The sequence below is a fragment of the Henriciella sp. AS95 genome (genome assembly GCF_038900055.1).
GTDB lineage: Bacteria > Pseudomonadota > Alphaproteobacteria > Caulobacterales > Hyphomonadaceae > Henriciella.
Genome location: NZ_JBBMQM010000001.1, coordinates 1,528,532 through 1,552,566 on the forward strand (window position 1 = coordinate 1,528,532; position 24,035 = coordinate 1,552,566).

A 24,035-nucleotide genomic window follows, 5' to 3' on the forward strand; every position below is an offset into this window, starting at 1 on the left:
GCCGCCCTTCGAGTGAAGGACGGCTAAAGTATTCAGAGAGTGAGACGGAAGCTTATTTAGCGTTTTGCAGCTTCATTGCATTTGGCGAGGTCGGCTTCGGAGAGGCTTTCCTTGTCGTTGCTGAAAGATGCAAGCTCGCCAACTTCCGAGGCGACCTTCTTACAGGTGCGCACGGTCACCGTGCGACGATTGAGTTCGGCAATGCACTTGTCATCGTTGCAGTCCCAAACCGCTTTCGCGGCGACGACATGGTCCGCTTTCTCGACGGGCTGGGTCAGGGTTGCGGTGAAGCTGGTGCCGGCCAGGGCAGGCAGGGCAAAGGCTGCGACAGCAGCGGCAAGGGATGCAGTGCGGATCATTGGGAGGAAACCTTTTTGGTTATCTTATTTATCGTGTGTGATCACAATTAGAGGATATGAGCGCTGAATAATTTGTCAATCGTTCAGGCGTAAGAAAATTTCAGATAAGGCGGGAAGCCAAGCAGCCACCACACATCGCGGCGTACAGTATTCTTCCTGATTGACGCAACGGCGCAGATTGAAGCGGCCCTGCGGGTCGTTATCCTCCCTTGAAAAGGCGCAAAGCCGGATCAGGGAGCCCCATTATGGATTTCAATATTCCTCAGGACATCGCCGACTATCTCGTCGTTCTCGACAATTTTATCGACGAGACAATCAAGCCGTTGGAGCAGAAGGACGATAATATCCGGTTCTTCGACCACCGGCGCGAATGGGCCCGTACCGATTTCGAGAATGGCGGTCTGCCGCGCCAGGAATGGGAAGATCTGCTTCGCGAGGCGAAAAAGCTCGCCGATGAAGCTGGCCATCTTCGCTATGCTCTGCCGAAGGAGTTTGGCGGTCAGGATGGCACCAATCTCGGCATGGCGATCATCCGCGAGCATTTCGCGCGAAAGGGGCTTGGCCTGCACAATGATTTGCAGAACGAGCACTCGATTGTCGGCAACATGCCGCAAATCCTGATGCTGCGGGACTTTGCCCGGCCCGAACAGAAACACCTCATCCAGGACGCACTTGATGGAACGTTCCGCGCGACCTTCGGCCTGACCGAGCCGCATCACGGGTCCGACGCGACGCATATGGAGACCCGCGCCGTGCGTCAGAAGCGCGATGGCGAGGATGGCTGGCTGATCAATGGCGAGAAGATGTGGATCACGGGCATGCATCATGCCAGCCACATGATGTGCTTCTGCCGGACCTCCGGCGAGGACGGCGACGCGAAAGGCATCTCCTGCCTGCTCGTCCCAGCCGACGATCCAGGCATCAAGATCGAGGAATATATGTGGACATTCAACATGCCCACAGACCATCCGCGCCTCACTATCAATGATGTCTGGGTGCCCGAAAGCGCGCTCTTCGGCCCGCCCGAAGGTGGCCTCGCACTCGCCCAGCACTTCGTGCATGAGAACCGTATCCGCCAGGCGGCCAGCTCCTGCGGGGCTGCGATGTACTGCATTACCGAGGCGATCAACTATGCCAATGAGCGAAAGCCTTTCGGGAAGGCGCTGTCCCATAATCAGGCGATCCAGTTCCCGCTGGTCGAGCTGTCGACGCAGGCCGAAATGCTGCGCCTGCTGATCTTCAAGACGGCTTGGGAGATGGACCAGATGTCGAAGCCGGACGTCGCGATCTATCTCTCCGACAAGGTCTCGATGTGTAACTATTATGCCAACCGGCTCTGTTGCGACGCGGCCGACCGGGCGATGCAGGTGCATGGCGGCATGGGCTATTCGCGCCACAAGCCGTTCGAGCATATCTACCGCCACCACCGCCGCTACCGGATCACCGAAGGCTCCGAGGAGATCCAGATGCGCAAGGTCGCCGGCCACCTGTTCGGCTTCATGGGCCCCAACAAGGGCAAGAACCGCAACGAGCCGTTCGATTTTGCGGTGCGGTAGGTCGCGTATGAGGATGTGCCTATTCCCCAGAGAGGGGAAATTGGCACGATAGTTGCTCGTCTTTCGCGAAATCGGCCGGGGTGTGCCGTTTTCGAAATGAGGTGGGTGACATGTTTAACAGGCTTTCTGGCTTCAAGTCGGATGAACGCGGCGTCGCCGCCATGCTGTTCGCCCTTGTGGGTGTCGTCATTCTGATGGTCGTTGGCGTTGCAATTGACGTTCAGCGCGGCATGTCGGCAGACAAGCGTCTTCAGTCTTCCCTTGATGCGGCCGCCCTGGCGGGTGCAAAGGCGCTCGAGAACGCATCGACCACAGACGCTCAGATCATCACAGCCGCGCGGGCGGCATTCGCGGCCAACATTGCGGCTGGCCATACGGATGTGACCTGTTCGACGCCGAATGTGGCGATCAACCGGACGTCAGGCCGCGTAACCGTCGACGCCGATTGCAGCTTGCCGACGACAATGGCGAACCTCGTGAAGATCGACAAGATGGACATGACCGACATCGCCACAGCACGCGCATCGATCACCCAGCTGGATGTCGCATTCATGCTGGATGTATCCGGCTCCATGAATGGGTCGAAGCTGGCTGACCTCAAAACGGCGACTAATAACGCAATCGACACGCTGATCACGCCATCAAGCGGGGACCGGGTTCGCGTCGCATTCAATACCTATTCGACGTCGGTGAACGCAGGCGACTATGCAGACAAGGTTCTCGATATTTCGCTGCCCGGCGCCAAAAAGAAAAACTGCGTCTCCGAGCGCAAAGGCGCCTGGGCGTGGAAAGACGAAGCCCCGGGATTGAACAAGTGGCTTGGTAACAAGGCGAAAAGCTGCCCGAAGTCTTCGGTGGAACCCCTGTCGTCCAACGCTGCCATGCTGAAGGCGGAAATCAACAAGCTGAAAGCGAGCGGCAACACCGCCGGGCATCTCGGCGTGGCATGGGCGTGGTATCTGATCTCTCCGGAATGGGACACGGTCTGGCCGACGGCCTCCAAGCCCCTCGCTTATGATGCGCAAAATTCCAAGAAGGCCGTCATCCTTATGACAGATGGGGTGTTCAACACCGCTTACGAAGCGGGGCAGGGCAATAGCGCACAGCAGGCTCGCAAGCTCTGCAAGCGGATGCGCGATGAGAATATCATCGTCTACGCCGTCGCCTTCGAAGCGCCGTTCTCAGCCAAGAAAACGCTACAGGATTGTGCCGGTGACCCGGAGCGCTTCTTCGATGCGAGCGATGGCGAGGAGCTGAAGAAGGCGTATGCCGCGATCGCAAGCCAGCTCGCCAACCTCGCACTGACTGACTAAAGCGCAGGCACAGCCGGGTCTTCGCAGCAAAGCGCAAGACTCCGGCTTGCCGGGCCTCAGAATCCGAAATAGGTAAAGCGTAGTAGCACTCCTCCCCGGGAGAGAGCGGGCTTTCATGTCCGCCGCCGAAGGCGCAACCGCCCCGGAAACGCTCAGGCAAAAGGACCGGGGGGAGATCACACGCTGGAAAGAGGCGGGTGCGAACAGATCGCACCGGCGGCCTCGCCGAAGGAGCAAGCCCGCAAGCGGGCGGAATCTCTCAGGCGCCGAGACAGCGGGGGCGGCCATCTTCCTCGAAAGGCGAGGGCGCATGGCCGTTTGACTGCAAAGGGCGCCATGGCAGACCAGACCTCAGACGATCTCAGGACAACACCGCTTCATGCGCTGCATGAAAAGCTGGGCGGCAAGATGGTGCCGTTCGCGGGCTATGAAATGCCGGTCCAGTTCGAAGGCGTGATGCCTGAGCACCTGTGGACGCGGGCGCATGCCGGCCTGTTCGACGTGTCCCATATGGGGCCGTGCTTTCTGTTCCTGAAAGATGGACTTGGCGAAGAGGGCGCCCACGAGAAGATCTCGGCTGAAATCGAGAAGCTCGTGCCAAGCAGCATCGCAACGCTGAAGCCTGGCCAGGGCCGTCTGACTGTTCTCCTCAATGAGGACGGCGGCATTCTCGACGATCTGATCATTACCCGTATGCCCGACGAGAATTTGCAGGGCATGCTCTACATCGTCGTGAATGGCGCGGTGAAGCAGCAGGACTGGGCGCTGATGCGCGAGAAGCTTGGCGATACCTGCCAGCTTCAGACCGCCGATGACCGGATCCTCGTCGCATTGCAGGGGCCGGAAGCTGAAGCGGTTCTGACGCCGCATTTCCCGGAAGCTGCGGACCTCACCTTCATGCGCTGTGCGTACATACAGAAGGAGGGCGAGCGCTACATGGTGTCTCGCTGCGGATATACGGGCGAAGACGGGTTTGAGCTGCTTCTGCCAGATAATGAGACGGGTCTTGGCATTGTCGACGCGCTGCTCGCCGACGAGCGAGTGAAACCGATCGGACTTGGCGCACGTGACAGCCTTCGTCTCGAAGCCGGGCTCTGCCTTTATGGCCACGACATGGATGCGACCCGCACGCCGATTGAAGCAGACCTTAAATGGCTGATTCAGAAGTCACGGCGCGAGCGCGCAGATTTCCCCGGCGCTGAGAAAATCCTCGGCCAGATTGCCAATGGCCCGGCTGAAAAGCGCGTCGGCATTCGTCCGCTTGAGCGCGCGCCTGCTCGCGAGGGCACCGAAATCCACTTGAACGGCGAAAAGGTCGGCATGGTCACATCCGGCGGCTTCGGCCCGTCCGTCGACGGGCCGGTGGCGATGGGCTACATCCGCGCCGATCTTACGGAACCCGGCACCCCGGTCCAGTTGTTAGTCAGAGGCAAGGAGAGGGCTGGCGAAGTCGCCGCGCTCCCCTTCGTCAAACCAAATTACAAACGTTGAGGAATACGTCATGACCCAGAGCTTTACCCAGCAGATCACTTTTTACACCGAAGACCATGAGTGGGTGACGGTCCACGGCGATCTCGCCACGGTCGGCATCACACGTTACGCGGCCGATCAGCTTGGCGACGTGGTCTTTGTCGAGACCCCGGAAGTCGGAAAAGTCGTCAAGAAGGGCGACGAAATGGCCGTCGTCGAGAGCGTGAAAGCGGCCTCCGATGTCTATGCGCCGCTATCGGGCGAAATCATCGATGCGAATGGCAAGCTCGCCGATGCGCCCGAAACCGTGAACGAGCACGCCGAAAGTGAAGGCTGGTTCTGCGTCATCAAATTTTCCAACGGCGCTGAAACCGAAGGCCTGATGGACAAGGACGCCTATTACGAATTCTGCAAGGGGCAGTCGTGAGAGACGCATTTGATCTCTTTCCTCCCCCGTTCACGGGGGAGGTGCCCGAAGGGCGGAGGGGGGAAGTCTCATGCGCTGACCTTTGCCGCTCCCCCCTCCGAGCCGCTTCGCGGCCCACCTCCCCCGCAAGCGGGGGAGGCAAAGTGCCTAATTCAACGGATCTGACACAATGAGATACCTGCCGCTGACCCCTGAAGACCGCAAAGCCATGCTCCAGACGATCGGGGCGAAATCGGTTGACGATTTCTATGCCGATGTGCCGGAGGCCGCGCGTCTTGGCGGCAAGGTCGAAGGCCTGCCGGATCATCAGGGGGAGCTGGCAGTCGAGCGCCACATGGCGGCGCTGGCCGGTAAGAACCGCACCGCCTCCGAAGGCCGTTTTTTCGTCGGCTGCGGCGCTTACAAGCACCATGTGCCCGCCAGCGTGGACCACATCATCCAGCGGTCGGAATTCCTGACGACCTATACGCCCTACCAGCCCGAGATCGCGCAGGGCACGCTGCAAACCCTGTTCGAATTCCAGAGCCAAGTTGCGGCCCTCACCGCCATGGATGTCGCCAACGCCTCCATGTATGACGGCTCGACCGCCTGCGCTGAAGCGGCGCTGATGGCCTGCCGGGTGACACGTCGCAAAGAGGTCGTCCTGTCGGGCGGTCTTCACCCACACTATGCCGCCGCGACCCGCACCGTCTGCGAAGCGCAGGGTATCAAAGTCATCCAGCTGCCACCGGCCGTGGACGACGAACTCGCGCTGAAAGATGCCGTCACAGGCGAAACAGCCTGCGTCATTGGCCAGAGCCCGAACGTTTTCGGCACAGTGACGGACCTTTCTCCGGTCTCCGAAGCTGCCCATGCTGACGGCGCGCTGCTCGTTTCTGTCTTCACTGAAGCAGTCTCGCTCGGCCTCGTCACGCCGCCCGGCGAAATGGGCGCTGACATTGCCGTCGGCGAAGGCCAATCCATCGGTAATCCGCTGAATTTTGGCGGACCTTATGTCGGCCTGTTCGCCTGCACGCAGAAACTGGTGCGCCAGATGCCGGGCCGGCTCTGCGGTGAGACGGTCGATGCCGAAGGCAAGCGTGGTTTCGTGCTGACCCTTTCGACGCGCGAGCAGCATATCCGCCGCGACAAGGCGACCTCGAACATCTGCACCAATGCCGGCCTCTGCACGCTGGCCTTCAGCGCGCACATGACCCTGCTCGGCGACAAGGGGCTGACGCAACTGGCCACCCTCAATCACGAGGCGGCGTGTGATTTGGCCGATGCGCTGGCCGAAGTACCGGGCGTCGAAATCCTCACCCCGCGTTTCTTCAATGAGTTCGCGTTCCGCACGCCAGTCGATGCCGAAGCCCTGCTTGCGGAGCTTGATGAGATCGGCGTGATTGGCGGCGTGCGTGCGTCTCGCCTGTTGCCGGGCAAGGGCATGGGCGACGTCATCATCTGCGCGGCCACCGAGTGCACCACGCCGGAAGACATCGCCGCGTACGCTGATGCGCTGCGGGAGGTGCTGTGATGAACGCGGCCCCCGAACATCAGGACGCCTGGGAGCATAAGCGCGCCATCTGGGCCTATGAAGAATACCTTGAAGAGGTGTTCGAGCGCATCGGCGGCAGCCCGTCAAAGACAAAGCGCCGCAAGGAACAGTTCCGCGAGATCTATGACGATCCGGAGCTGTGGCGTGACCCGGAGTCCTTCACGAAGCTCTATGAAGATTTGCGCAAGGAAATCATCGCCCTCGGCCAGATCCACCTCGGCGCCATGAACAAGCGCGTCGTCCAGGAATTCGGACCCAACTCCCCACACGTCGTGGAGCCACGCACATGACCATGAACACCCAAGGCCGCCCGACAACACCTTCTGAAGGCACGACCATGACCGATATTCACACCGTTTCCGGCTCTCGGGGGCTGCAGCAGCGCGAAGACCTGATCTTCGAGACCGGCGATGCCGGCCGCACCGGCGTCGATCTGCCCGCGCCCAAGGGCACCAAGTCCCGGCTTGGCGGCGTGACCCGCAAGCGCTCGACCGAGCTGCCCGGCCTGTCGGAGCCGGAAGCGGTGCGCCATTATGTGCGCCTCAGCCAGAAGAATTATGCGATCGACCTTGGTCTCTTCCCGCTCGGCTCATGCACGATGAAGCACAATCCACGGCTGAACGAGAAAGTCGCGCGCATGCCGGGCTTTGCTGACATTCACCCGCTGCAGCCGCAGGCCACGGTGCAAGGCGCGCTGGAGATGATGGACCAGCTCGCCACCTGGCTGAAAACGCTGACCGGCATGCCTGCCGTCGCGATGAGCCCCAAGGCCGGCGCTCATGGCGAGTTCTGCGGCATGATGGCGATCCGCGGGGCCCTGATGGCGCGCGGTGAGATCGAAACGCGCACGCGGGTTCTGGTTCCGGCCTCGGCGCATGGCACCAACCCGGCGACGGCGGTGCAGTGCGGTTTTACGGTCGACGAGATCAAGGCCAATAAGCGTGGCCGGGTCGATATGGACGACCTGCGCGCGAAGCTGGAAGACTGCTCGGACATTGCCGGCATCATGCTGACCAATCCGAATACATGCGGCCTGTTTGAAACGGACATCCGCGAGATCGCGGACCTGATCCATGAGGCGGGCGGCTATTTCTATTGCGATGGTGCGAACTTCAACGCCATTGTCGGACGCGTACGCCCCGGTGATCTTGGCGTCGATGCGATGCACATCAATCTGCACAAGACCTTCTCCACTCCGCATGGCGGCGGCGGCCCGGGCTCCGGCCCGACGGTGCTGTCAGACGCGCTGGCTGACTATGCGCCGGTTCCCTTCGTCGTGAAGGATGAGGACGGTTTCCGCCTTGTCGAGGAGATTGACGGGAAGGGTGAGGACGCGTTCGGCCGCCTCTGCGCCTTCCATGGCCAAATGGGCATGTTCACCCGCGCCCTGACCTATATGCTGAGCCACGGTGCTGACGGTCTGAAGCAGGTCGCCGAAGACGCCGTTCTCAATGCCAACTACATCCAGGCACGCTTGAAGGGCACGATGACGCCAGCCTTTGACGGCTATTGCATGCACGAGGCGCTGTTCTCTGACGCGTTCACCGCCGAGGGCATCGAGACGCTCGATATCGCCAAGGCGCTGATCGACGAGGGCTATCACCCGATGACCATGTATTTCCCGCTGGTCGTGCATGGCGCGATGCTGATCGAGCCGACTGAGACCGAGAGCAAGGCAGAGCTCGACCGCTTCTGCGATGCGCTGGAATCGGTCGCCCGGCGTGCGGCTGAGGGCGATGAAAGCATGAAGGGCGCGCCCTATCTCGCCCCCATGCGCCGGCTTGACGAGACACAGGCCGCCCGCAAGCCGGTGCTGCGCTGGACGCCGCCTTCGCCTGAGCAGATCGCGGCGGAGTAGGCTAAACTACCAGACGGCGGTTCGGATGGGTCCGGGACGCAGCTGCGCATTGGTGTCTGCGAAAAGCGAGCGGCGCAGCGTCCCGGCAATCTTCATGGCCGGGCGTTCGAAAAAGCGGAAGGTCAGCCAGGCCGCCGCCATGCTGAGGCTTATGCCGAGCAGGTAGAACAGGATGTTGTCGGCCACACCGGGCGCACCGAGCCTGAACCAGTCAGAAAAAGCAGAGCCGTCGAGCCGAGCAGAAAGTGCATCGAAAACTCGACGCAGCGAACTCAGCACGAATGTGTGACTGAGATAGAGCGCGTAGGACCAGTCGCCGACAGTAACCAGCCATTTCGGCGCGCCAGCGCGCTCTTCGGCTTCGAGCGCGCTATAGCCATAGACGATCAGCGCGCACGGGATGCCGAACCAGAGGACGCGTCCCCAGCCAAGCGTAAAGCCGGTCTCATCGCCCTGCAGAAGCAAACTCGCGAACATCGCAGCAAGGCCGAGAGTGAGCACTGCGCCCGGCCGGAAGCGGCGTCCGCTTGTCACCAGCATGGCAACAAAGGCGCCTGCGATGAACTCAATCGACAGCGGATGGAAGAAGAGCTGGGCATAGTCCGTGGCATAGGGCGCAGAGAAGCCAGCGAGCGAGCCGCCTGTCACAGCCGCAGCCCACACGCCCAGGAGCCAGGGCAGGTAGCGCCTTGGCATCAGCATCAGAACGGCAAAGACGACATAAAAGTGCATCTCGTGGACGAGGGTCCAGCCCAGCCCGAAAACCGGGACGGAGTGCTGTGGCAGAAGCAGATAAGAGTAGAGCAGATGCAGCCATGGCTGCTCTGCCATCAAGGCGCTGCCACCGATGGTGCGTTCGACATCGTAGGGCACGCCAAAGGCGAGGAAAAAATATCCCGTCATGATGAACGCAAACAGCCACCAGACCGGGTAGATTCTCGCCGCGCGGGCAAAGAGAAACGCCCCTGATGTCGCCAGTGAGGCTCTCACCTGGCCGGTCACATAGACCATGATGAAACCGGAGATAACGAAGAACAAGTCGACGCCCGCAAACCCGTTTTCGACCAGCAGGGAAACCAGCGGCTGATCATCAAGGCCGTGGCGCAGGAAGGCATCGATCTCGATTGCGCGAACATGATAAATCATGACGAGCATGGCGGCGACGGCGCGCAGGGCCTGGATCGAATTCAGTTTCAAACCTGCTGGTCCCCTGCGGTCACATGCGCGGCAAATTTCATCACGAAATCGCCAGCTCAGCTTTCTTTAAGTCCTATGCGCTATATAAGGCTCGCTCAGATGTCTTGGCACGTGCCGGGACGTCTGAAAAGACTTCGAAATCTGTTGGATGCCGCCCGAATTTCAGCATAATTGAAAAGTCATCTAGGCAGACAATCCAAAATACCCATATTGCCTTGAATGCAGAATGCTGAGCCGGATCCAGAAGAACAAAAGAACGAAACAGGGGAGACCCGGCGCGTGCCGTTACAGACCGTAAGAACCGGATTCCGGACCCTGGTGCGCCAGTTTCTCGCTGTGCTCGGTCTGGTCCTGATTGTCATCGCTATTCCCATCGCTTTTGTGACGCCTTTCCTGCCCATCGGCCTGCCAATCGCCATTGTCGGCGTCGTCCTGCTTGGACGAAACGCCATCTGGGGGCGGCGCTGGATGGAAGGCGTGCTTGAACGCAATCCGCGGGTTGAGCGATTTGCGCCAAACTGGTTGATGCGCGCTGTCTTCGGCCGCGATAAGCGCCCGCGCTAACAGCGTTTCGTCATTTGCCCTGACAAGAAAAAAGCCCCGCCAAATCGTCAGGGCTTTTTCTTATTCATCAATGACCGTCGGCGACCTGTCTTCTAGTTCAGCGCCTTGTCGATCTCGCCCAGCGCTTCGTCGAAGAGATCGCCGCGTTTTGGAGAGCCGGAAAGGATGTCCTTTGCGGCCTGCGTTGCTGCGTTGGCGGCGGCGCGGCGGACGTCTTCGGCTGCTTCAGTCTCGGCGCGGGCAATGCGGGCCTCAGCCTGGGCTTCGCGGCGGGCGACCTTGTCAGCCAGCTCCTTGCGGGCCTGCTCAACCATGAGCTTGGCATCTGCCTTTGCCTGTTTGATCATCGCGTCAGCGGTTTCATCGGCTTCAGCGCGCCGCTTTTCAGCATCTGCAAGCATCGCAGCGGCTTCTTCGCGCAGCGCACGGGACTCATCGAGCTGCTTCTGGATTTCTTCAGTACGACCGTCCAGCGCTTTGGTCAGCGCCTTGAAGGCCCCCATGAAAGCGGCAATCGCCAGGAAGACAACGAACGCAGCGAAAGCGACGTGCGTCGTGGCGTCCGTAAACGGCTCGACCAGGTTGAGGAAGCTCGCCGACGCTTCATGCGCGTCATGGCCCGCTTCGCCCGTTTCCGCTGCGAAGGCGAAAGGCGCGCTCGCGGCGAACAGGGCAGATGTGATGGACGCTTTCATCATGATCTTGGTCTCCATCAGCTCTTTGCGGCCCGGGCGACAGCAGCCTTGGCGTCGGCCTGGCTTACGCTGACGCCGAAGCGGCCGAGAATGGTCTGGGTCGTGTCGGCGGCAATGCTTTCGACATTTGAGAGCGCATCGCTGCGGACCTTTTGAATGCGCTGCTCGGCCTCGGCGAGACGCTCGGACAGCTCAGCATCAACCTTCTGGGTTTCAGCGGCGATCTCGGCATCGACCTTGGCGCGAGCCTTGTCAGCCGTTTCGCGAGCCTTGGCCCGCGCTTCAGCGAGGTGAAGTTCCTGCGCCTTCTTGGCTTCCTTGGCTTCTTCGTCGAGCCGGGCCGCCTCGTCCAGCGCGTCGGCAATGGTGTCGCCACGCTTCTCGATCACGCCGCCGAGTTTCGGCAAAATGAAACGCGAAAGTGCGATGTAGAGCACGCCGAACAGGACCGTCAGCCAGAAAAGCTGGGACGGGAAGTGCCATGAATTGAATGGCGGGAAAGCTGCGCTTCCACCGGCTGCTTCAGCAGCGACTGTCAAATACATCATGAGCCGGAACCTTGGTGGGCAGGATCAAATAGATTGGGCTGGCCCGAAAACACTCGGGCCAGCCGGCAATGCAGAGTCGTCTGTTAAACGACGAAGAGGATCAGGATGGCGACGAGGAACGACAGAATGCCGAGCGCCTCGGAAAGGGCCATACCGATGAAGAGGTTACCGGTCTGCTGAGGAGCAGCCGATGGGTTGCGCATCGCGGCGTCGAGGAACGAGCCGAAGATGTTACCCACACCGATAGCGGCACCGATCATGCCGAGGGTTGCGAGGCCTGCGCCAACATATTTAAGGCCGAGGGTGATATCGCCTTCCATTTCAGATCTCCTTTGGAAAAGCCGTTATTTAATTTTGTGCCCGTGAAGCCTGTTCGTGCGGGCGCGTCAAGGGTTGAGGCACGGCGTTCAAACGCCGCACCGGCGGAATTAGTGAGCTGGGTGAAGCGCGTCGTTGAGATAAACACAGGTCAGGATCGCGAAGACGTAGGCCTGAAGACCAGCGACCAGCAGTTCCAGTGCGTTCAGTGCAACACCCATGGTGAAAGCGAGAATTCCGACGGCGCTCAGCGCAATCGCGCCAGCAAAGGCGGCGCCGAAGAGCTGCACAGCAAAGCCAGCAAACAGTTTCAGCATGATGTGGCCGGCCAGCATATTGGCGAACAGACGCAGCGCCAGTGTCACCGGGCGCGCGAAGAAAGAGATGATCTCGATCGGGATGAGCAGGATATAGATCGGCCACGGCGCACCGGCGGGCGCGAAGAGCTTCAGGAATTTGAAGCCGTTCTTGTAGAAGCCGTAGACAATCACGATGGAAATCACGAGCAGGGCGAGCGCTGCGGTCACGATGAGATGGCTCGTCGTGGTAAAGGCGTAAGGCACCATGCCGATCATGTTCGCGAAGAACACAAAGAAGAACAGCGTGAACACAAACGGGAAGAATTTGAGGCCTTCCTCGCCGGCCGCGCCGCGGACCATGTCAGCGACAAAACCGTAGCCGACTTCTGCAATCGACTGGCTGCGCGACGGAACGAGCTTGCCCCGGCTGGCGGCAACACCAAAGAAGATAATGATCAGCGCCACAGCCAGCAGCATATAGAAGGCTGCGTTCGTGAAGGAGAGGTCGAGCCCGCCAATCTGGAGGTCGAACAGTTTCTTGACCTCGAACTGGTGCATCGGGTCAGCCATTTGGTGGAAGGATAGGTTCATCAGCCCTGTTTCCCGTCTTCCGGACCTGAGTTCTGGTCCGTTCCCTGTAGATTCGCTTCAGCCGTCATGTGGCGATAGGCGCGTATAACATTGAGGACCCCGGCTGCAAGGCCGAATCCCATCATGATCAGCAGTCCCCATGGCTTGGTGTGGAAAAAGTGGTCGATCAGCAGACCGAACAATATCCCTACAAACACCGAAGCCCCGAATTCGGCCCCGTATCGAAGCGCCATGGCGCCGGCCGATACAGATCCACTCATCTCCGCCTCGCGATGCGCCTTCTTTGCTTCCTTCGAAGCGCGGTCGGCTTTCGCTTTTGCGATTCTGTCGCTCAGATCATTTCGGTCAGGACCGGTCATGAATAAAGCCTGTCATCGCAAAAAACGGACATGGGAGAACCCCTGTCATTTCCGCCGGAAGCTATTTGAGGGGTGCTGCCAAGTCAAGCCGACAAAAATATCGGTAAGCGTTTGAAAATTATAAGAAATATCGCAGTAGCGCTTTTGACGCAGGCAGTTATTCAGCGGCAACCAGCTCTTCGGCGGCGTCAAGGTCCACAGAAACGAGTTTCGAGACGCCTTTTTCGCGCATTGTCACGCCGAACAGGCGGTCCATCCGGCTCATCGTCACCGGATTGTGCGTGATCACGATGAACCGCGTATTCGTACGCCGGCGCATCTCGTCGAGCAGGCGGCAATAGCGGTCGACGTTTGCGTCATCGAGCGGGGCGTCCACCTCGTCCAGCACACAGATCGGTGATGGACGCGACAGGAAGACAGCGAAGATCAGAGCGGTCGCTGTCAGCGCCTGCTCACCACCAGACATCAGCGACAGCGTCCCCAGGCGCTTGCCGGGTGGCTGCGCCATGATTTCGAGGCCGGAGTCGAGCGGGTCATCACTGTCCACCAGGCGAAGTTCGGCTTCGCCGCCGCGGAAGAGGGTGGTGAACAGCGCCTTGAAGTGTTCGTTGACGCGGTCGAAGGCTTCCAGGAGGCGCGCCCGGCCTTCGTCATTCAGCGCTGTCACGCCTTCGCGCAGACGGGCGATCGCCTTGATCAGATCGTCTTTCTCGGTCGCCTGGGCGCCGAGACGCTCGGCGAGATCTTCGGCTTCCTGCTCGGCTTCCATGTTGACGCCGCCCAGCTGGTCGCGGTCGCGGCGAAGGAAATCGAGCTGGCGTTCGGCCTCGCTCGGTTCAAGCTGCTCGAGCTCTTCCTCGTCCAGTCCAGCCTTGGCCAGCATCATCAGGCCTTCAGGCAGGCGCTGGAACTGAGCGCGAGCGGTCTCGATTGTCTCGGTGAGACGCGACTCGGCATTTTCGATTCGCACTTTGGCGCCGGCCAGCGATTCGCGCGCTTCCATGGCGGCGCTGGACGTTTCCCGCGCGCGCTGCTCGATCTCGCGGATCGAAGCTTCCTTTTCTGCCAGTTGATCAGCCGTGCGCTGGCGCTCGGTTTCGAGCGTTGCAACACGCTGGGCCAACGCGTCGAGCTGGCCTTGCATCTCTTCTGGCTTGGTACGGGCGCTTTCTGCTTCAGCAGCGGCGTCGCGCCGACGGGCGAGCAGGCCTTCCAGGCGGCTTTCACTGTTCGCAAGCCGGCCTGTCCAGCGCTCGACATCCCGCTGGAATCCCTCACGACGAGCGATCGCCTGCTCGCGGTTGCGGGTAATGTCTGTGAGACGCCCACGACACTCGGTTTCGTGCTCGCGCGCGGCGGTGAGTTGTTCGCGGGCCCCCTGGGCAATGGTTTCCAGCCGCTCGATTTCGCCTTCATCGCCGCCGATGGATACCAGCGACAATGTCTCTTCCACGCCGCGAAGGTCCGACTCGACGCGAGCCAGGGCTTCGCCAGCCGATTCGCGTTTGACGTCGGCGCGCTCGAAAGCCTGTTTGGCTTCAGCGGTCGCTGAACGGGCGCGATTGAGTTCGCCGGCTGCCGGCGACACCGCCCGGCGGGCCTCTTTCAGATCGTCTTCGGCATTGATGCGTTCGGCCTTGGCGCTGGACAGTTTCGAGGCAGCGACTGAAAGCGCTTCACGCGAAGGACCAATTTCAGATTGTGCGGCTTCCAGCCGGGCCTGCTGGGCGAGGCGTTCGGCGGCCGATACCGGGGCATCCGGCGTGCGGGTAAAGCCGTCCCAGCGCCAGAGATGACCGTCTTTCGAGACGAGACGCTGACCCGGCTTCAGATCAGCCGCGAGGCGTTCGCCATCGGTTTCGGAAACCACGCCACATTGCGAGAGGCGAGCAGCCAGTTCGCCGGGCGCTTCGACGAAGCTGGAAAGCGGTTCAGCGCCTGCGGGCAGGGCGTCCGTCTTGATGTCGCGGCCGCCCCAGTAGAGCGAGGATGATTTTTCCGTCGAAGCCTGAAGGTCATCGCCGAGCGCGGCGGCGACAGCTTTCTCATAGCCGTCCTTCGTGCGGACGCGGTCGATGACGGGCGGCGCTTTCGGTCCGGAGGCCTGTTTCAGCAGACGCTGAAGACCGGCGATTTCCGATTCCAGCGTGCGCACAGTCTGGTCCGCTTCGTCTTTTGGCGCCTGGGCTTCGGTCTCGGCCTCGCGCGCTTCGTTCAGGACCTGCTCGGCGGCGTCCACCGCGCGCTCGGCATCATGCACGGCGATCTCGGCGGCTTCCTCGGTCCTCTGGGCTTGGGTGAGGCGGTCCTGAAGGGCCGTTGTGTCTGGCATGTCGGCAATTTGCGCCTTCAGGCGGGCCGCTTCGGCTTCGAGGCTCGATTTACGGCGGCGCTGCGCTTCGGCGCTGGCCTCTGCGGCCTGGCGTTCGGCCTTCATTGAGGCGAGCTTGGCCGACACGTCATCTGCTGCTGCCTGTGCCTCATTGAGGCGCGTGCGCGCAGCTTCCAGATCGGTCTTGGCCTTGGCCTCAAGCGCTTCGTTCGCTTTTGGATCTTCGGTTGGTAACGCGGCTAGATTGTCCCTGGCTTCAGCTAGCGCGTGCTCCGCCTCTTCCTTCTGGGACTGCTCGCGCTCAATGTCTTCCATCAGCCGGCGCGCTTCGCCTTCATGGCGAGCCAGAAGGTCGGCGGCGTTCTTGCGTTCGGTTTCGAGACGAGCCAGCTCAATGCGCGCCTGACCAAGTTTGCCTGATGCAATCGCTTCTGCTTCCTTGAGCGGCTGCAGGCCCTCGCTGGCTTCGATGCGTTTTGTTTCAGCCACGGCGGCTTCACGTGAGTGTTGCTCGACGGCGTCCCGGCAGCGAACCAGCTCTTCATCGGCCTCCGTTTTGGCTTGCTTGGCGGCCTGCCATTTCAAATGAGCGAGGAAGGCATCGAGCGCGGAAATCTTCTCGGACAGCTCTTTATATTTGCGCGCCTTGCGGGCCTGGCGTTTCAGGCTTTCAAGCTGGCGTTCCACTTCGGCGGACACTTCCGACAGGCGTTCGAGATTGGTCTCTGCGGCGCGCAGCTTCAGTTCGGCTTCGTGGCGGCGCGTATTGAGGCCGGAAATACCAGCCGCTTCTTCAAGAATGCGGCGGCGGTTCTGGGGCTTGGAGCCGATCAGTTCGGAAATCTGGCCCTGACGAACGAGCGACGGTGAATTCGCGCCCGTCGACGCATCGGCGAAGATGAGCTGGATGTCCTTGCCGCGAACCGTGCGCCCATTCAGCTTGTAGGTGGAGCCGGCCCCGCGTTTGAGGCGGCGCATGATTTCCAACGTATCCGACGCGTTGAACTCCGGCGGAGCTGTGCGCGCTGTATTGTCGAGAACAAGTGTGACTTCCGCCAGCTCTCGCGCGGGTCGCGCCTGTGAGCCTGAGAAGATCAGGTCATCCATCTCCCCGCCGCGCATCGCCTTGGCCGAGCTTGCGCCCATGGCCCAGCGAAGCGCTTCGAGAAGGTTGGATTTGCCGCATCCATTCGGCCCGACAATGCCTGTCAGGCCGGGAAGGATCGGCACTTCCTGTGGGTCGACAAAGGATTTGAAGCCTGCAATTCGCAGTTCTGTCAGATGCAAAGCAGGCTCCCCAGTCTCGTGTGATTACTCCGGCGTGGTCTCGCCAGAATCGGTTTCAACCGCGTCACTATTGTCAGATTCGCCCTCAGAGTCCTCTGCTGGCATGTCTTCGGCGGTCGGTGCAGGCGTTGCTGCAGTGTCGGCCGCAGGCGCGTCTTCGCCCAGCGCTTCGTCCAGAACGGCTTTCATGCCATCCCAGCGACGCCAGTCATAACCCGGAAGGGGTTCGCCATTCAGAAGCACCGTCGGTGTCGCATTCACGCCATCGGTTTCGCCAGCGGCAACCGATGCGGCAATCGCCTTGCGAATATCGGCATCGTTCAGGCAGGAATCGAATTCAGCCTTGTCCGTGATGCCGTGATTGGCCGCGATCTGTTGCAGTGCTTCAGTGACCTGACCCCCTTCACGGGCAAGCGTAAGGATGGCGGTCTGGCGGCTGAACAGTTCGTCGAGCACATCGAAGTATTTGTCTTCGCCAGCACAGCGGGCGACAGCGAAGCCGGCAATGGAAAGACGAGCAGGCGGTGTCGGGAATTCGCGGAAGACGAACTTCACTTTGCCGGTCTCGACATATTCGTCCTTGAACTGGCCGACGACGTCATTCTGGAATTGAAGGCAGGCCGGGCAGGTCCATGATGCATACTCAATCACGGTCACCGGCGCATCGTCTGCGCCCATGGACATTTCTGTCAGCGCGGCGGTGTCGGGTGAGCCTGAGGTCTGCTGTCCCTCCGTGCTGCCTGCGCCTCCGCAAGCGGCGAGGGCCAGCATGGAAACGGCAAACAGGGATGCGCGGCTGGTGATGGCTTTCATGTTCATAACCTTTGCTTAAGAATTGAGTCGGAGTGGTTGCCAATAAGTTAACGGCGCTCCGAACGCCTAGGATTCATCGGTGGTTAGCACAGCTTCACCGAGCGCCAGAACCGCCTTTCGCAGGCCAGCGTCCTCAATTTTTGAGACGGAATTGAGAAGGTCTTCGCGTTCAGAGGCGGTGAGTGGGCGGCGCTTTCTTGTCGGGGCAGGGGGTGGAGACTGTTTCAGCGGCCCCTGATTGATACGGATTTCGCGGACATCGCCGCCCAGCGACACCGATACGCGCTGGCGGATCAGCTCGCTCTGGTGCTGAACCATTGTCGAGGCGGCCGGAATGCAGCGTACGGTCAGGACGCGGCCTTTTCCCTTGCCGCTGGCACCGATCTTTTCCGGCTCGCACACCTTGGCCAGCGAAGCGCCAACAATCTCGGCCCACTGGATTTTCAGGCGCCCGATGGCGGGGCCCTTTTCCGGCAGCTTCTTGCGGGCGAGCTTCATGATGGCAGAGCCGACCGACTTCGGCGCCGCTGCCATCGGACGTGCGCGCCGGTAACGCAGCGCAATGCGCGCGCGCGCTTCTTCGATGGGATCGAGGCTTGACCTGTTGACCATGCTCGCGATTGTGCACGCCATGCCCACAAGAGAAAAGCCCGCCAGTGCGGAATCAACAAGATTTGATGGCCTGAGCGAGTCTCTGCTCGACTGGTACACCGCGCATGCCCGCCAATTGCCTTGGCGGATCGGGCCGGCCGAGCGCGCCAGCGGTGTCGCGGCTGATCCCTATCGTGTGTGGCTGGCTGAGATCATGTTGCAGCAGACAACCGTGCCCCACGCCGCGCGATACTTCGAGGATTTTACACGCCGCTGGCCAACCGTCAGCGACCTTGCCAATGCGGCTGATGCGGACGTGATGGCGGCCTGGGCTGGGCTTGGCTACTATGCCCGCGCCCGCAACCTGTTGAAGTGTGCGCGCGAAGTCGTCGAGCGAGGCGGCTGGCCCACAACGGAACCAGAGCTGCGAGAACTCCCCGGCATCGGCGCTTACACCGCCGGGGCGGTCGCGGCGCTTGCCTTCAATCAGCGTGCACCCGCGGTAGATGGCAATGTCGACCGGGTTTTCGCCCGGCTGCTCGCCGCCAAAGGCGACTGGAAAGCCGAGAAAGCCCGTATCGCTGCATTGGTGCGCGCCCTCGTGCCTGCGGACCGTCCTGCGGAGTTTGCTGAAGCGCTCATGGACCTTGGTGCAACCATCTGCACGCCAAAGCGGCCGAACTGCCTGATCTGCCCGGTCCGCAACTGGTGCTCGGCCCAGGCGGAAGGGGACCCGGAGCGCTATCCGGTCAAGCCCGCGAAGAAAGCCAAACCGGTGCGCCACGGCGAGGTTTATGTCGTCTTTCAGGGCGACCAGGTGCTGACTGAGCGGCGGCCCGACAAGGGGCTGCTGGGCGGAATGCTTGGCCTGCCGACAACGGAATGGCTCGAAGATGGCGCGCCGTTATCACCCGACTGGCTACCCGAAACCAAAACGCTGATCGGCGATGTGCGCCACGTCTTCACGCATTTCGAGCTCAGGCTATCGGTCTACAGGATGATCGCCGGCGTGCCGGAAAATGCTGGCGACTGGACGTCGGTGGAGCATGCGACGGACGCATTGCCGAGCGTATTTCGGAAAGCGCTGAAACTGGCGCTCTAGGCTTCAGACGCCTTGCGATATTCTTCGTCGCGCTCGGCTCCGATCTTGTCGCGCACGGCATCGACGGGGTAGCCAAACTGCTCAAGGGCCCGCCCGGCAATCTGGAGGCCGGCCTCGATGGCGTCGGGGATCACGAAGGTTGCGCCGGCCTGGCGCAATGTTCGCCCATGTTCGACGTCGCGTGCGCGGGCATAGATCGGTACGTTCGGGCGGATGTCCCGAATGGCTCTTACCATGTGCTCGGCGCTGACGGGGTCATCCACGGTGACGACGAAGAGCGACGCGGTTTCGGCGCCGGCGGCATCGAGTATTTCCTTGCGGGCCGCATCGCCCAGCGACACTTGCCAGCCCTCATTGCGGCCCTTCTGGACAGAATGAAAACTGCGCTCGAGGATAACGATATCGGCGCGCTCTTCATCAAGGATGCGCGCGATCGTGTGCCCGACACGGCCGAACCCGGCAATAATGACGTGGCCTTCATGGTCCGAATAGTCAGTCACAGGCAGGGTTTCGGCCTCGGGCTGTTTCATCTTGTTTGAGAGATACAGGCCGAGCCTCGATGACAGTGGAATGAGGAACATGGACAGGCCCGCGATCGCGGTGACCGGCGTCGCGATGTCCGATCCGAAAATGCCCGCTGCCGTTGCCGCCGCCATAACGACGAAGGCGAACTCGCCCGCCGGCGCGAGCAGGAATGACGCTTCGGTCGCCAGCGATGGTGGTCCCGCGAAAAAGCGGCAGGCAATCCAGGACACGACGACTTTCAGGATCAGCAGTCCCGCCAGGCCGCCAAACACGATCGGCGCCAGGTCGATCACCTGCATCAGGTCGATGCTCATGCCGACGGTCATGAAGAAGATGCCGAGAAGCAGGCCCTTGAAGGGGTCGAGGTCCACTTCAGCCTGATGGCGAAATTCCGTTTCGCCGAGCACGAGGCCGGCGAGGAACGCGCCAAGGGCGACCGACAGGCCTGCAACGGCGGTCATGACGGCGGCACCGATGACGACAAAGAGTGTCAGGGCCATCAGGAAGTCGCGTCCGCCCGCACGCGCTGCCATGCGAAAGACGTATTGAAGGACAAACCGGCCCAGTCCGACGATCACGACGATGGCGATCAGCCCTTCGAACAAGGCGCGCAGGACACTGCTGGCGATGTCGACGTCATTCCCCGGCGACAGGAAGCTGACGAAGATCAGGATTGGAGCGACGAGAATGTCCTGAAACAGGAGAACGCCGAGCGCCGTGCGGCCGGCTGGCCCGGCAGCGCGATGTTCGCTGGTCAGGACTTGCATGACGATTGCCGTCGATGACAGGGCAAGGGCGAGACCGATGACGGAGGCTGCCTGCGCTGGAACGCCGAGGAACCAGAGCGCGGTACCGATGAGGACGGCGCTCAGAATGGCCTGCATCGCACCGGCACCGAAAACAATGCGCTTCATCTGCCAGAGATTGCGGAAGGATAGCTCCATGCCGAGCAGGAACAGGAGGAACAGCACGCCCAGTTCGGCGAAGGGGGCCGCGGCTTCGGGCTCGGAAACGGTGATAAACTGGAGTGGGCCCCAAAGGTGCTCAAACGTCCCAAGCCCATGTGGGCCAAGCACGATGCCTGCGACGAGGAATCCAGCAACGATGGGCAGCTTGAGCGCGCGGAAGGCCGGCACAATCACGCCAGCAGCGAACAGAAAGACCAACATGTCTTTCAGGAAGATCGCCTGCGTTTCGCTGCCTTCGTGTCCCATGCCCTGACTGTCCCCGCAAACAGCTCGCCGACGAGCCGCTTCTCATCAGATCAGCATAGGCAAGATGCACGCAAGCGTCAGCTGCGGCATTCGCGTATCCGGGGAATTTTCAGGCGTGCTCGACGAGCGATCAGTTCAGGCCGTTTTCCTGGCGGTATCTGCGGCGCAGAAGATCGATCGGGGCGAGGTCACCCTTGGACGATTCAAAGTGCCAGAAGGTCCAGCCATTACAGGCCGGCGCTTTCATGACATGCGCGCCAAGCCGGTGGATTGAGCCGGACGCGTCGCCGGTCGACAGGCTGCCATCGACGCGGATGCGGGCATGGTGGCGTTTTTTTGGAGACCAGAGACGGTCACCGGGCTTCAGCCAGCCATTCTCGACCAGGGCGCCGAACGGCACGCGCGGCAGGGCGCGGGCACTCTTCTGCGTTTCCAGCGCTTCACCGTTCAAAGGCGTGATGGCTTTGAGGCGCGCGCGCGACAGGCGGATATAGGCCGGGTCCTGCTCGATACCGACAAAGTCCCGGCCGAGCATCTTGGCGGCTGCGGCGGTGGTGCCGGTGCCCGAGAACGGGTCGAGGACGACGTCACCCGGATTGGTGGTTGCCAGCAGGACGCGCTTCAGCAGTGCTTCGGGCTTCTGCGTCGGGTGAGCTTTCTTGCCGGTCACCGTGTCTTTCAGGCGTTCGGAGCCGGTGCAGAGCGGGATCGTCCAGTCAGACCGCATCTGCTTGTCTTCGTTGAAAGCCTTCAGCGCATCATAGTTGAAGGTGACGCGGGACTTCTCGGTCTTGCCGGCCCAGATCAGCGTTTCGTGCGCATTCTGGAAGCGCGTGCCCTTGAAGTTCGGCATCGGGTTGGACTTCAGCCAGATCACATCATTCTGGATCCAGAAGCCGCTATCCTGAAGGATCGCGCCGACGCGGAAGATATTGTGGTACGAGCCGATCACCCAGATGGCGCCATCATCCTTGAGCACGCGGCGGCATTCGGTCAGCCACTGATGGGTGAACAGGTCATAGGCATCAAAGCTGTCAAACTGGTCCCACGCATCATCGACGCCGTCGACATGCGACTGGTCAGGCCGGGTCAGGCCGCCTCCCAGTTGCAAATTATATGGCGGATCGGCGAACACCAGGTCGACAGACTTGTCCGGCAGGCGCGACAGTACATCCACGCATTCGCCTTCAATGATCGTATTGCGGATCAGATCCATGACTCTACAGCCCCTCAACTCAAATCAACTTCGAACGCCCATCCGGACCCGATTTGGTTTCTGCTTCGTTACTCTCTGCGGCGTCGTCTGCAGATAGCCGAAAATTTATTCATTTCGGTACCGTAACAAACTTTATCGCCGCCTGTGGATAGATTTGTGGGTAAGCCAGTGAATTTTATGCGAAGGGCCTGTTTACAGGCTGCTCAGACATCCAGTTTCAACTGCCCGTTCGGGCCTTCGGGCGGACAGAAAAGATCCGTTCGGAGCCGCGAGCGAGGTGTGTCGAGGTGCAGCCTGCGCGCGGCTTTCTGGAAACGCTGGGCAATGAGACGGGCATGCGGTCCCTGGCCGCGTCCGCGTTCGAACCAGTTGGAATCGTAATCCTGACCGCCGCGCATGGCGCGCAGCAGATTGATGATCCGGGCTGCCCGGTCTGGATAATGCTGGGCCAGCCATTCGTGGAAAATGTCCTTCAGCTCGAAAGGCAGGCGCAGCATGACGTAGCCCGCGCTCTTTGCGCCATTATCGGCGGCGGCCTCCAGCAGCGGCTCGATTTCATGTTCGTTCAGCGACGGAATGATTGGCGCTGTCATCACGATGACTTCGATCCCTGCATCGGCCAGCGCCCGGACCGTTTGCAGACGCCGATAGGGGGCCGCCGCCCGCGGCTCCATCTGGCGGGAAAGTCTTGGATCGAGAGTGGTGATGGATACCCCGACCCGCGCAATGCCTTTGGCCGCCATGGGCGCAATGATGTCGATATCGCGCTGGATGAGCGCGGACTTGGTCAGCAGGGTGACCGGGTGATTATGCTCTGACAGGATTTCGAGAAAGGTTCTCGTCAGTTTCAGCTGACGCTCGACGGGCTGATACGCGTCGGTGTTCATGCCGAGAGCGATGGGTTTTGGCACATAGGACGGACGCGAAAGTTCGCGCCGCAGCAAGTCCGGCCCGCCAGGCTTGAAGAAGATCTTGCTCTCGAAATCGAGACCGGCCGACAGACCATGAAAGGCGTGGGTCGGACGCGCAAAGCAATAGACGCAGCCGTGTTCGCAGCCGCGATAAGGATTGATCGTCCGGTCAAATGAAATGTCGGGCGAGCGATTGTAAGTGATGATCGTCTTTGCGACCTCACGCGTCAGCGTCGTTTCAAGCCGGGCTGCGGCATCGTCGATCGTGCCCCAGCCATCGTCAAAGGCGGCATGGGTCTCACGTTCGAACCGTCCCGTCTGATTAGAAATGGCGCCGCGGCCTCTATGCTCGAACCGTTCGCTCGCACCTGCGACGTCGATCAGGTTTACCCGTCCGCGTCTGGATAGTTTCTGTGTCTGCCTCATGGTCCCGGAGGAAATCACGGGAAAAAGAACAAAACAAGAACAAATTTGCCAAAGCTGTGGATGGCTGGGCGAGGGGCGCTAGCGTGCTGGCGGGACTAGGTTTTGCGGGTGTTGAAGGATTTTAGGATCTGCCGCAGGTGAGCCGGCAGGCCGGTCGGCAGATACAGGTCGAGCTCATCGGACATGCTGAGGCCCTTGGGCAATTGTCCGGCTTCGGATTTGACGGCGAGCAATTGCATCGGCGTATCGTCGAAATGCCGACGCGTCTGGCGTTCTTCGAGCACGGTTACGACATGACTATGACGCGCATCGCTGCAGATACGGTCATAGATCTCACGAACGGCCGCCTCTGGGCCTTCCAGGACCTGGAGAAAGTTCGGACCATTATAGAGCAGGGTTCCCGTCACTTCGGCGTCGCTATTGTTGCGGATCGCCGACTCGAGAATGTCCTGAAGATTTTGTGACGAGACAGCATCGCGTGCGGTGCTGACGTAAACAAGTCGGTACATTATCATCCTTACAGATTTGAG

Annotated in this window: 23 protein-coding genes and 1 riboswitch; of the genes, 9 read left to right on the top strand and 14 right to left on the bottom strand. The window is 60.9% G+C overall.

The window, feature by feature from the left end:
- Positions 1-56: 56 nt before the first annotated feature.
- Positions 57-359: a hypothetical protein gene (locus WNY37_RS07590; RefSeq protein ID WP_342972861.1), complete on the bottom strand. Its 303-nt coding sequence runs from the start codon at positions 357-359 to the stop codon at positions 57-59.
- Positions 360-604: 245 nt separating this feature from the next.
- On the opposite strand from WNY37_RS07590, the gene WNY37_RS07595 reads away from it, so the two are divergent.
- From WNY37_RS07595 to gcvPB, 7 genes are all read left to right on the top strand, one after another.
- Positions 605-1,915, top strand: a complete 1,311-nt coding sequence (locus tag WNY37_RS07595) for an acyl-CoA dehydrogenase family protein (RefSeq protein ID WP_342972862.1) — start codon at positions 605-607, stop codon at positions 1,913-1,915.
- A 110-nt stretch (positions 1,916-2,025) separates the two neighbouring features.
- Entirely contained in the window at positions 2,026-3,228 is a 1,203-nt protein-coding gene (locus WNY37_RS07600; RefSeq protein ID WP_342972863.1) for a VWA domain-containing protein, read from the top strand.
- Positions 3,229-3,314: 86 nt separating this feature from the next.
- A riboswitch (glycine riboswitch) is annotated at positions 3,315-3,406 on the top strand.
- 158 nt (positions 3,407-3,564) lie between these two features.
- A complete protein-coding gene (gcvT, locus tag WNY37_RS07605) occupies positions 3,565-4,719 on the top strand; it encodes a glycine cleavage system aminomethyltransferase GcvT (protein ID WP_342972864.1) in 1,155 nt (384 codons plus the stop codon).
- A gap of 10 nt (positions 4,720-4,729) precedes the next feature.
- Positions 4,730-5,125 (top strand): glycine cleavage system protein GcvH, encoded by a 396-nt coding sequence (gene gcvH, locus WNY37_RS07610; protein ID WP_342972865.1) that lies wholly within the window; start codon positions 4,730-4,732, stop codon positions 5,123-5,125.
- Between the two features lie 169 nt (positions 5,126-5,294).
- A complete protein-coding gene (gene gcvPA / locus WNY37_RS07615) occupies positions 5,295-6,638 on the top strand; it encodes an aminomethyl-transferring glycine dehydrogenase subunit GcvPA (RefSeq protein ID WP_342972866.1) in 1,344 nt (447 codons plus the stop codon).
- Positions 6,638-6,949 carry a hypothetical protein gene (locus tag WNY37_RS07620; protein ID WP_342972867.1) on the top strand — a complete coding sequence of 104 codons (312 nt, stop codon included), beginning with the start codon at positions 6,638-6,640 and terminating at the stop codon, positions 6,947-6,949. The genes gcvPA and WNY37_RS07620 overlap by 1 nt, the downstream gene beginning before the upstream one ends.
- The gene (gcvPB, locus tag WNY37_RS07625) at positions 6,946-8,517 is read left to right on the top strand and encodes an aminomethyl-transferring glycine dehydrogenase subunit GcvPB (RefSeq protein ID WP_342972868.1); all 1,572 of its coding nucleotides are present in this window, start codon (positions 6,946-6,948) and stop codon (positions 8,515-8,517) included. The genes WNY37_RS07620 and gcvPB overlap by 4 nt, the downstream gene beginning before the upstream one ends.
- Before the next feature lie 6 nt (positions 8,518-8,523).
- Here the strand turns inward: gcvPB and WNY37_RS07630 are convergent, their stop codons facing one another.
- Positions 8,524-9,714: an acyltransferase gene (locus tag WNY37_RS07630; protein WP_342972869.1), complete on the bottom strand. Its 1,191-nt coding sequence runs from the start codon at positions 9,712-9,714 to the stop codon at positions 8,524-8,526.
- 279 nt (positions 9,715-9,993) lie between these two features.
- Between WNY37_RS07630 and WNY37_RS07635 the strand changes: the two genes are divergently transcribed.
- Positions 9,994-10,278, top strand: a complete 285-nt coding sequence (locus WNY37_RS07635) for a hypothetical protein (protein WP_342972870.1) — start codon at positions 9,994-9,996, stop codon at positions 10,276-10,278.
- A gap of 92 nt (positions 10,279-10,370) precedes the next feature.
- Here the strand turns inward: WNY37_RS07635 and WNY37_RS07640 are convergent, their stop codons facing one another.
- From WNY37_RS07640 to WNY37_RS07675, 8 genes are all read right to left on the bottom strand, one after another.
- Positions 10,371-10,976, bottom strand: coding sequence for a hypothetical protein (locus tag WNY37_RS07640; protein WP_342972871.1), 606 nt, complete (start codon positions 10,974-10,976; stop codon positions 10,371-10,373).
- Positions 10,977-10,990: 14 nt separating this feature from the next.
- The gene (locus tag WNY37_RS07645) at positions 10,991-11,521 is read right to left on the bottom strand and encodes a hypothetical protein (protein WP_342972872.1); all 531 of its coding nucleotides are present in this window, start codon (positions 11,519-11,521) and stop codon (positions 10,991-10,993) included.
- Positions 11,522-11,604: 83 nt separating this feature from the next.
- Positions 11,605-11,841, bottom strand: coding sequence for a F0F1 ATP synthase subunit C (locus tag WNY37_RS07650; RefSeq protein WP_034737903.1), 237 nt, complete (start codon positions 11,839-11,841; stop codon positions 11,605-11,607).
- Between the two features lie 108 nt (positions 11,842-11,949).
- Positions 11,950-12,708, bottom strand: a complete 759-nt coding sequence (locus WNY37_RS07655; protein WP_342974881.1) for a F0F1 ATP synthase subunit A — start codon at positions 12,706-12,708, stop codon at positions 11,950-11,952.
- Between the two features lie 20 nt (positions 12,709-12,728).
- Positions 12,729-13,088 (bottom strand): AtpZ/AtpI family protein, encoded by a 360-nt coding sequence (locus WNY37_RS07660; RefSeq protein WP_342972873.1) that lies wholly within the window; start codon positions 13,086-13,088, stop codon positions 12,729-12,731.
- A 157-nt stretch (positions 13,089-13,245) separates the two neighbouring features.
- Positions 13,246-16,707 carry a chromosome segregation protein SMC gene (gene smc / locus WNY37_RS07665; RefSeq protein ID WP_342972874.1) on the bottom strand — a complete coding sequence of 1,154 codons (3,462 nt, stop codon included), beginning with the start codon at positions 16,705-16,707 and terminating at the stop codon, positions 13,246-13,248.
- A gap of 24 nt (positions 16,708-16,731) precedes the next feature.
- Complete coding sequence (locus WNY37_RS07670) at positions 16,732-17,520, bottom strand: DsbA family protein (protein ID WP_342972875.1); 789 nt, start codon at positions 17,518-17,520, stop codon at positions 16,732-16,734.
- Between the two features lie 66 nt (positions 17,521-17,586).
- Entirely contained in the window at positions 17,587-18,132 is a 546-nt protein-coding gene (locus WNY37_RS07675; RefSeq protein WP_342972876.1) for a DciA family protein, read from the bottom strand.
- A 19-nt stretch (positions 18,133-18,151) separates the two neighbouring features.
- Between WNY37_RS07675 and mutY the strand changes: the two genes are divergently transcribed.
- Positions 18,152-19,213, top strand: a complete 1,062-nt coding sequence (gene mutY / locus WNY37_RS07680; RefSeq protein ID WP_342972877.1) for an A/G-specific adenine glycosylase — start codon at positions 18,152-18,154, stop codon at positions 19,211-19,213.
- Here the strand turns inward: mutY and WNY37_RS07685 are convergent.
- From WNY37_RS07685 to WNY37_RS07700, 4 genes are all read right to left on the bottom strand, one after another.
- Positions 19,210-20,952 carry a cation:proton antiporter gene (locus WNY37_RS07685; protein WP_342972878.1) on the bottom strand — a complete coding sequence of 581 codons (1,743 nt, stop codon included), beginning with the start codon at positions 20,950-20,952 and terminating at the stop codon, positions 19,210-19,212. The two genes, mutY and WNY37_RS07685, sit on opposite strands and share 4 nt — an antisense overlap.
- A gap of 130 nt (positions 20,953-21,082) precedes the next feature.
- Entirely contained in the window at positions 21,083-22,168 is a 1,086-nt protein-coding gene (locus WNY37_RS07690) for a site-specific DNA-methyltransferase (RefSeq protein ID WP_342972879.1), read from the bottom strand.
- A 203-nt stretch (positions 22,169-22,371) separates the two neighbouring features.
- Positions 22,372-23,505, bottom strand: a complete 1,134-nt coding sequence (locus tag WNY37_RS07695; RefSeq protein ID WP_342972880.1) for a PA0069 family radical SAM protein — start codon at positions 23,503-23,505, stop codon at positions 22,372-22,374.
- Between the two features lie 95 nt (positions 23,506-23,600).
- Entirely contained in the window at positions 23,601-24,014 is a 414-nt protein-coding gene (locus WNY37_RS07700) for a BLUF domain-containing protein (protein WP_342972881.1), read from the bottom strand.
- Between the last annotated feature and the right edge of the window lie 21 nt (positions 24,015-24,035).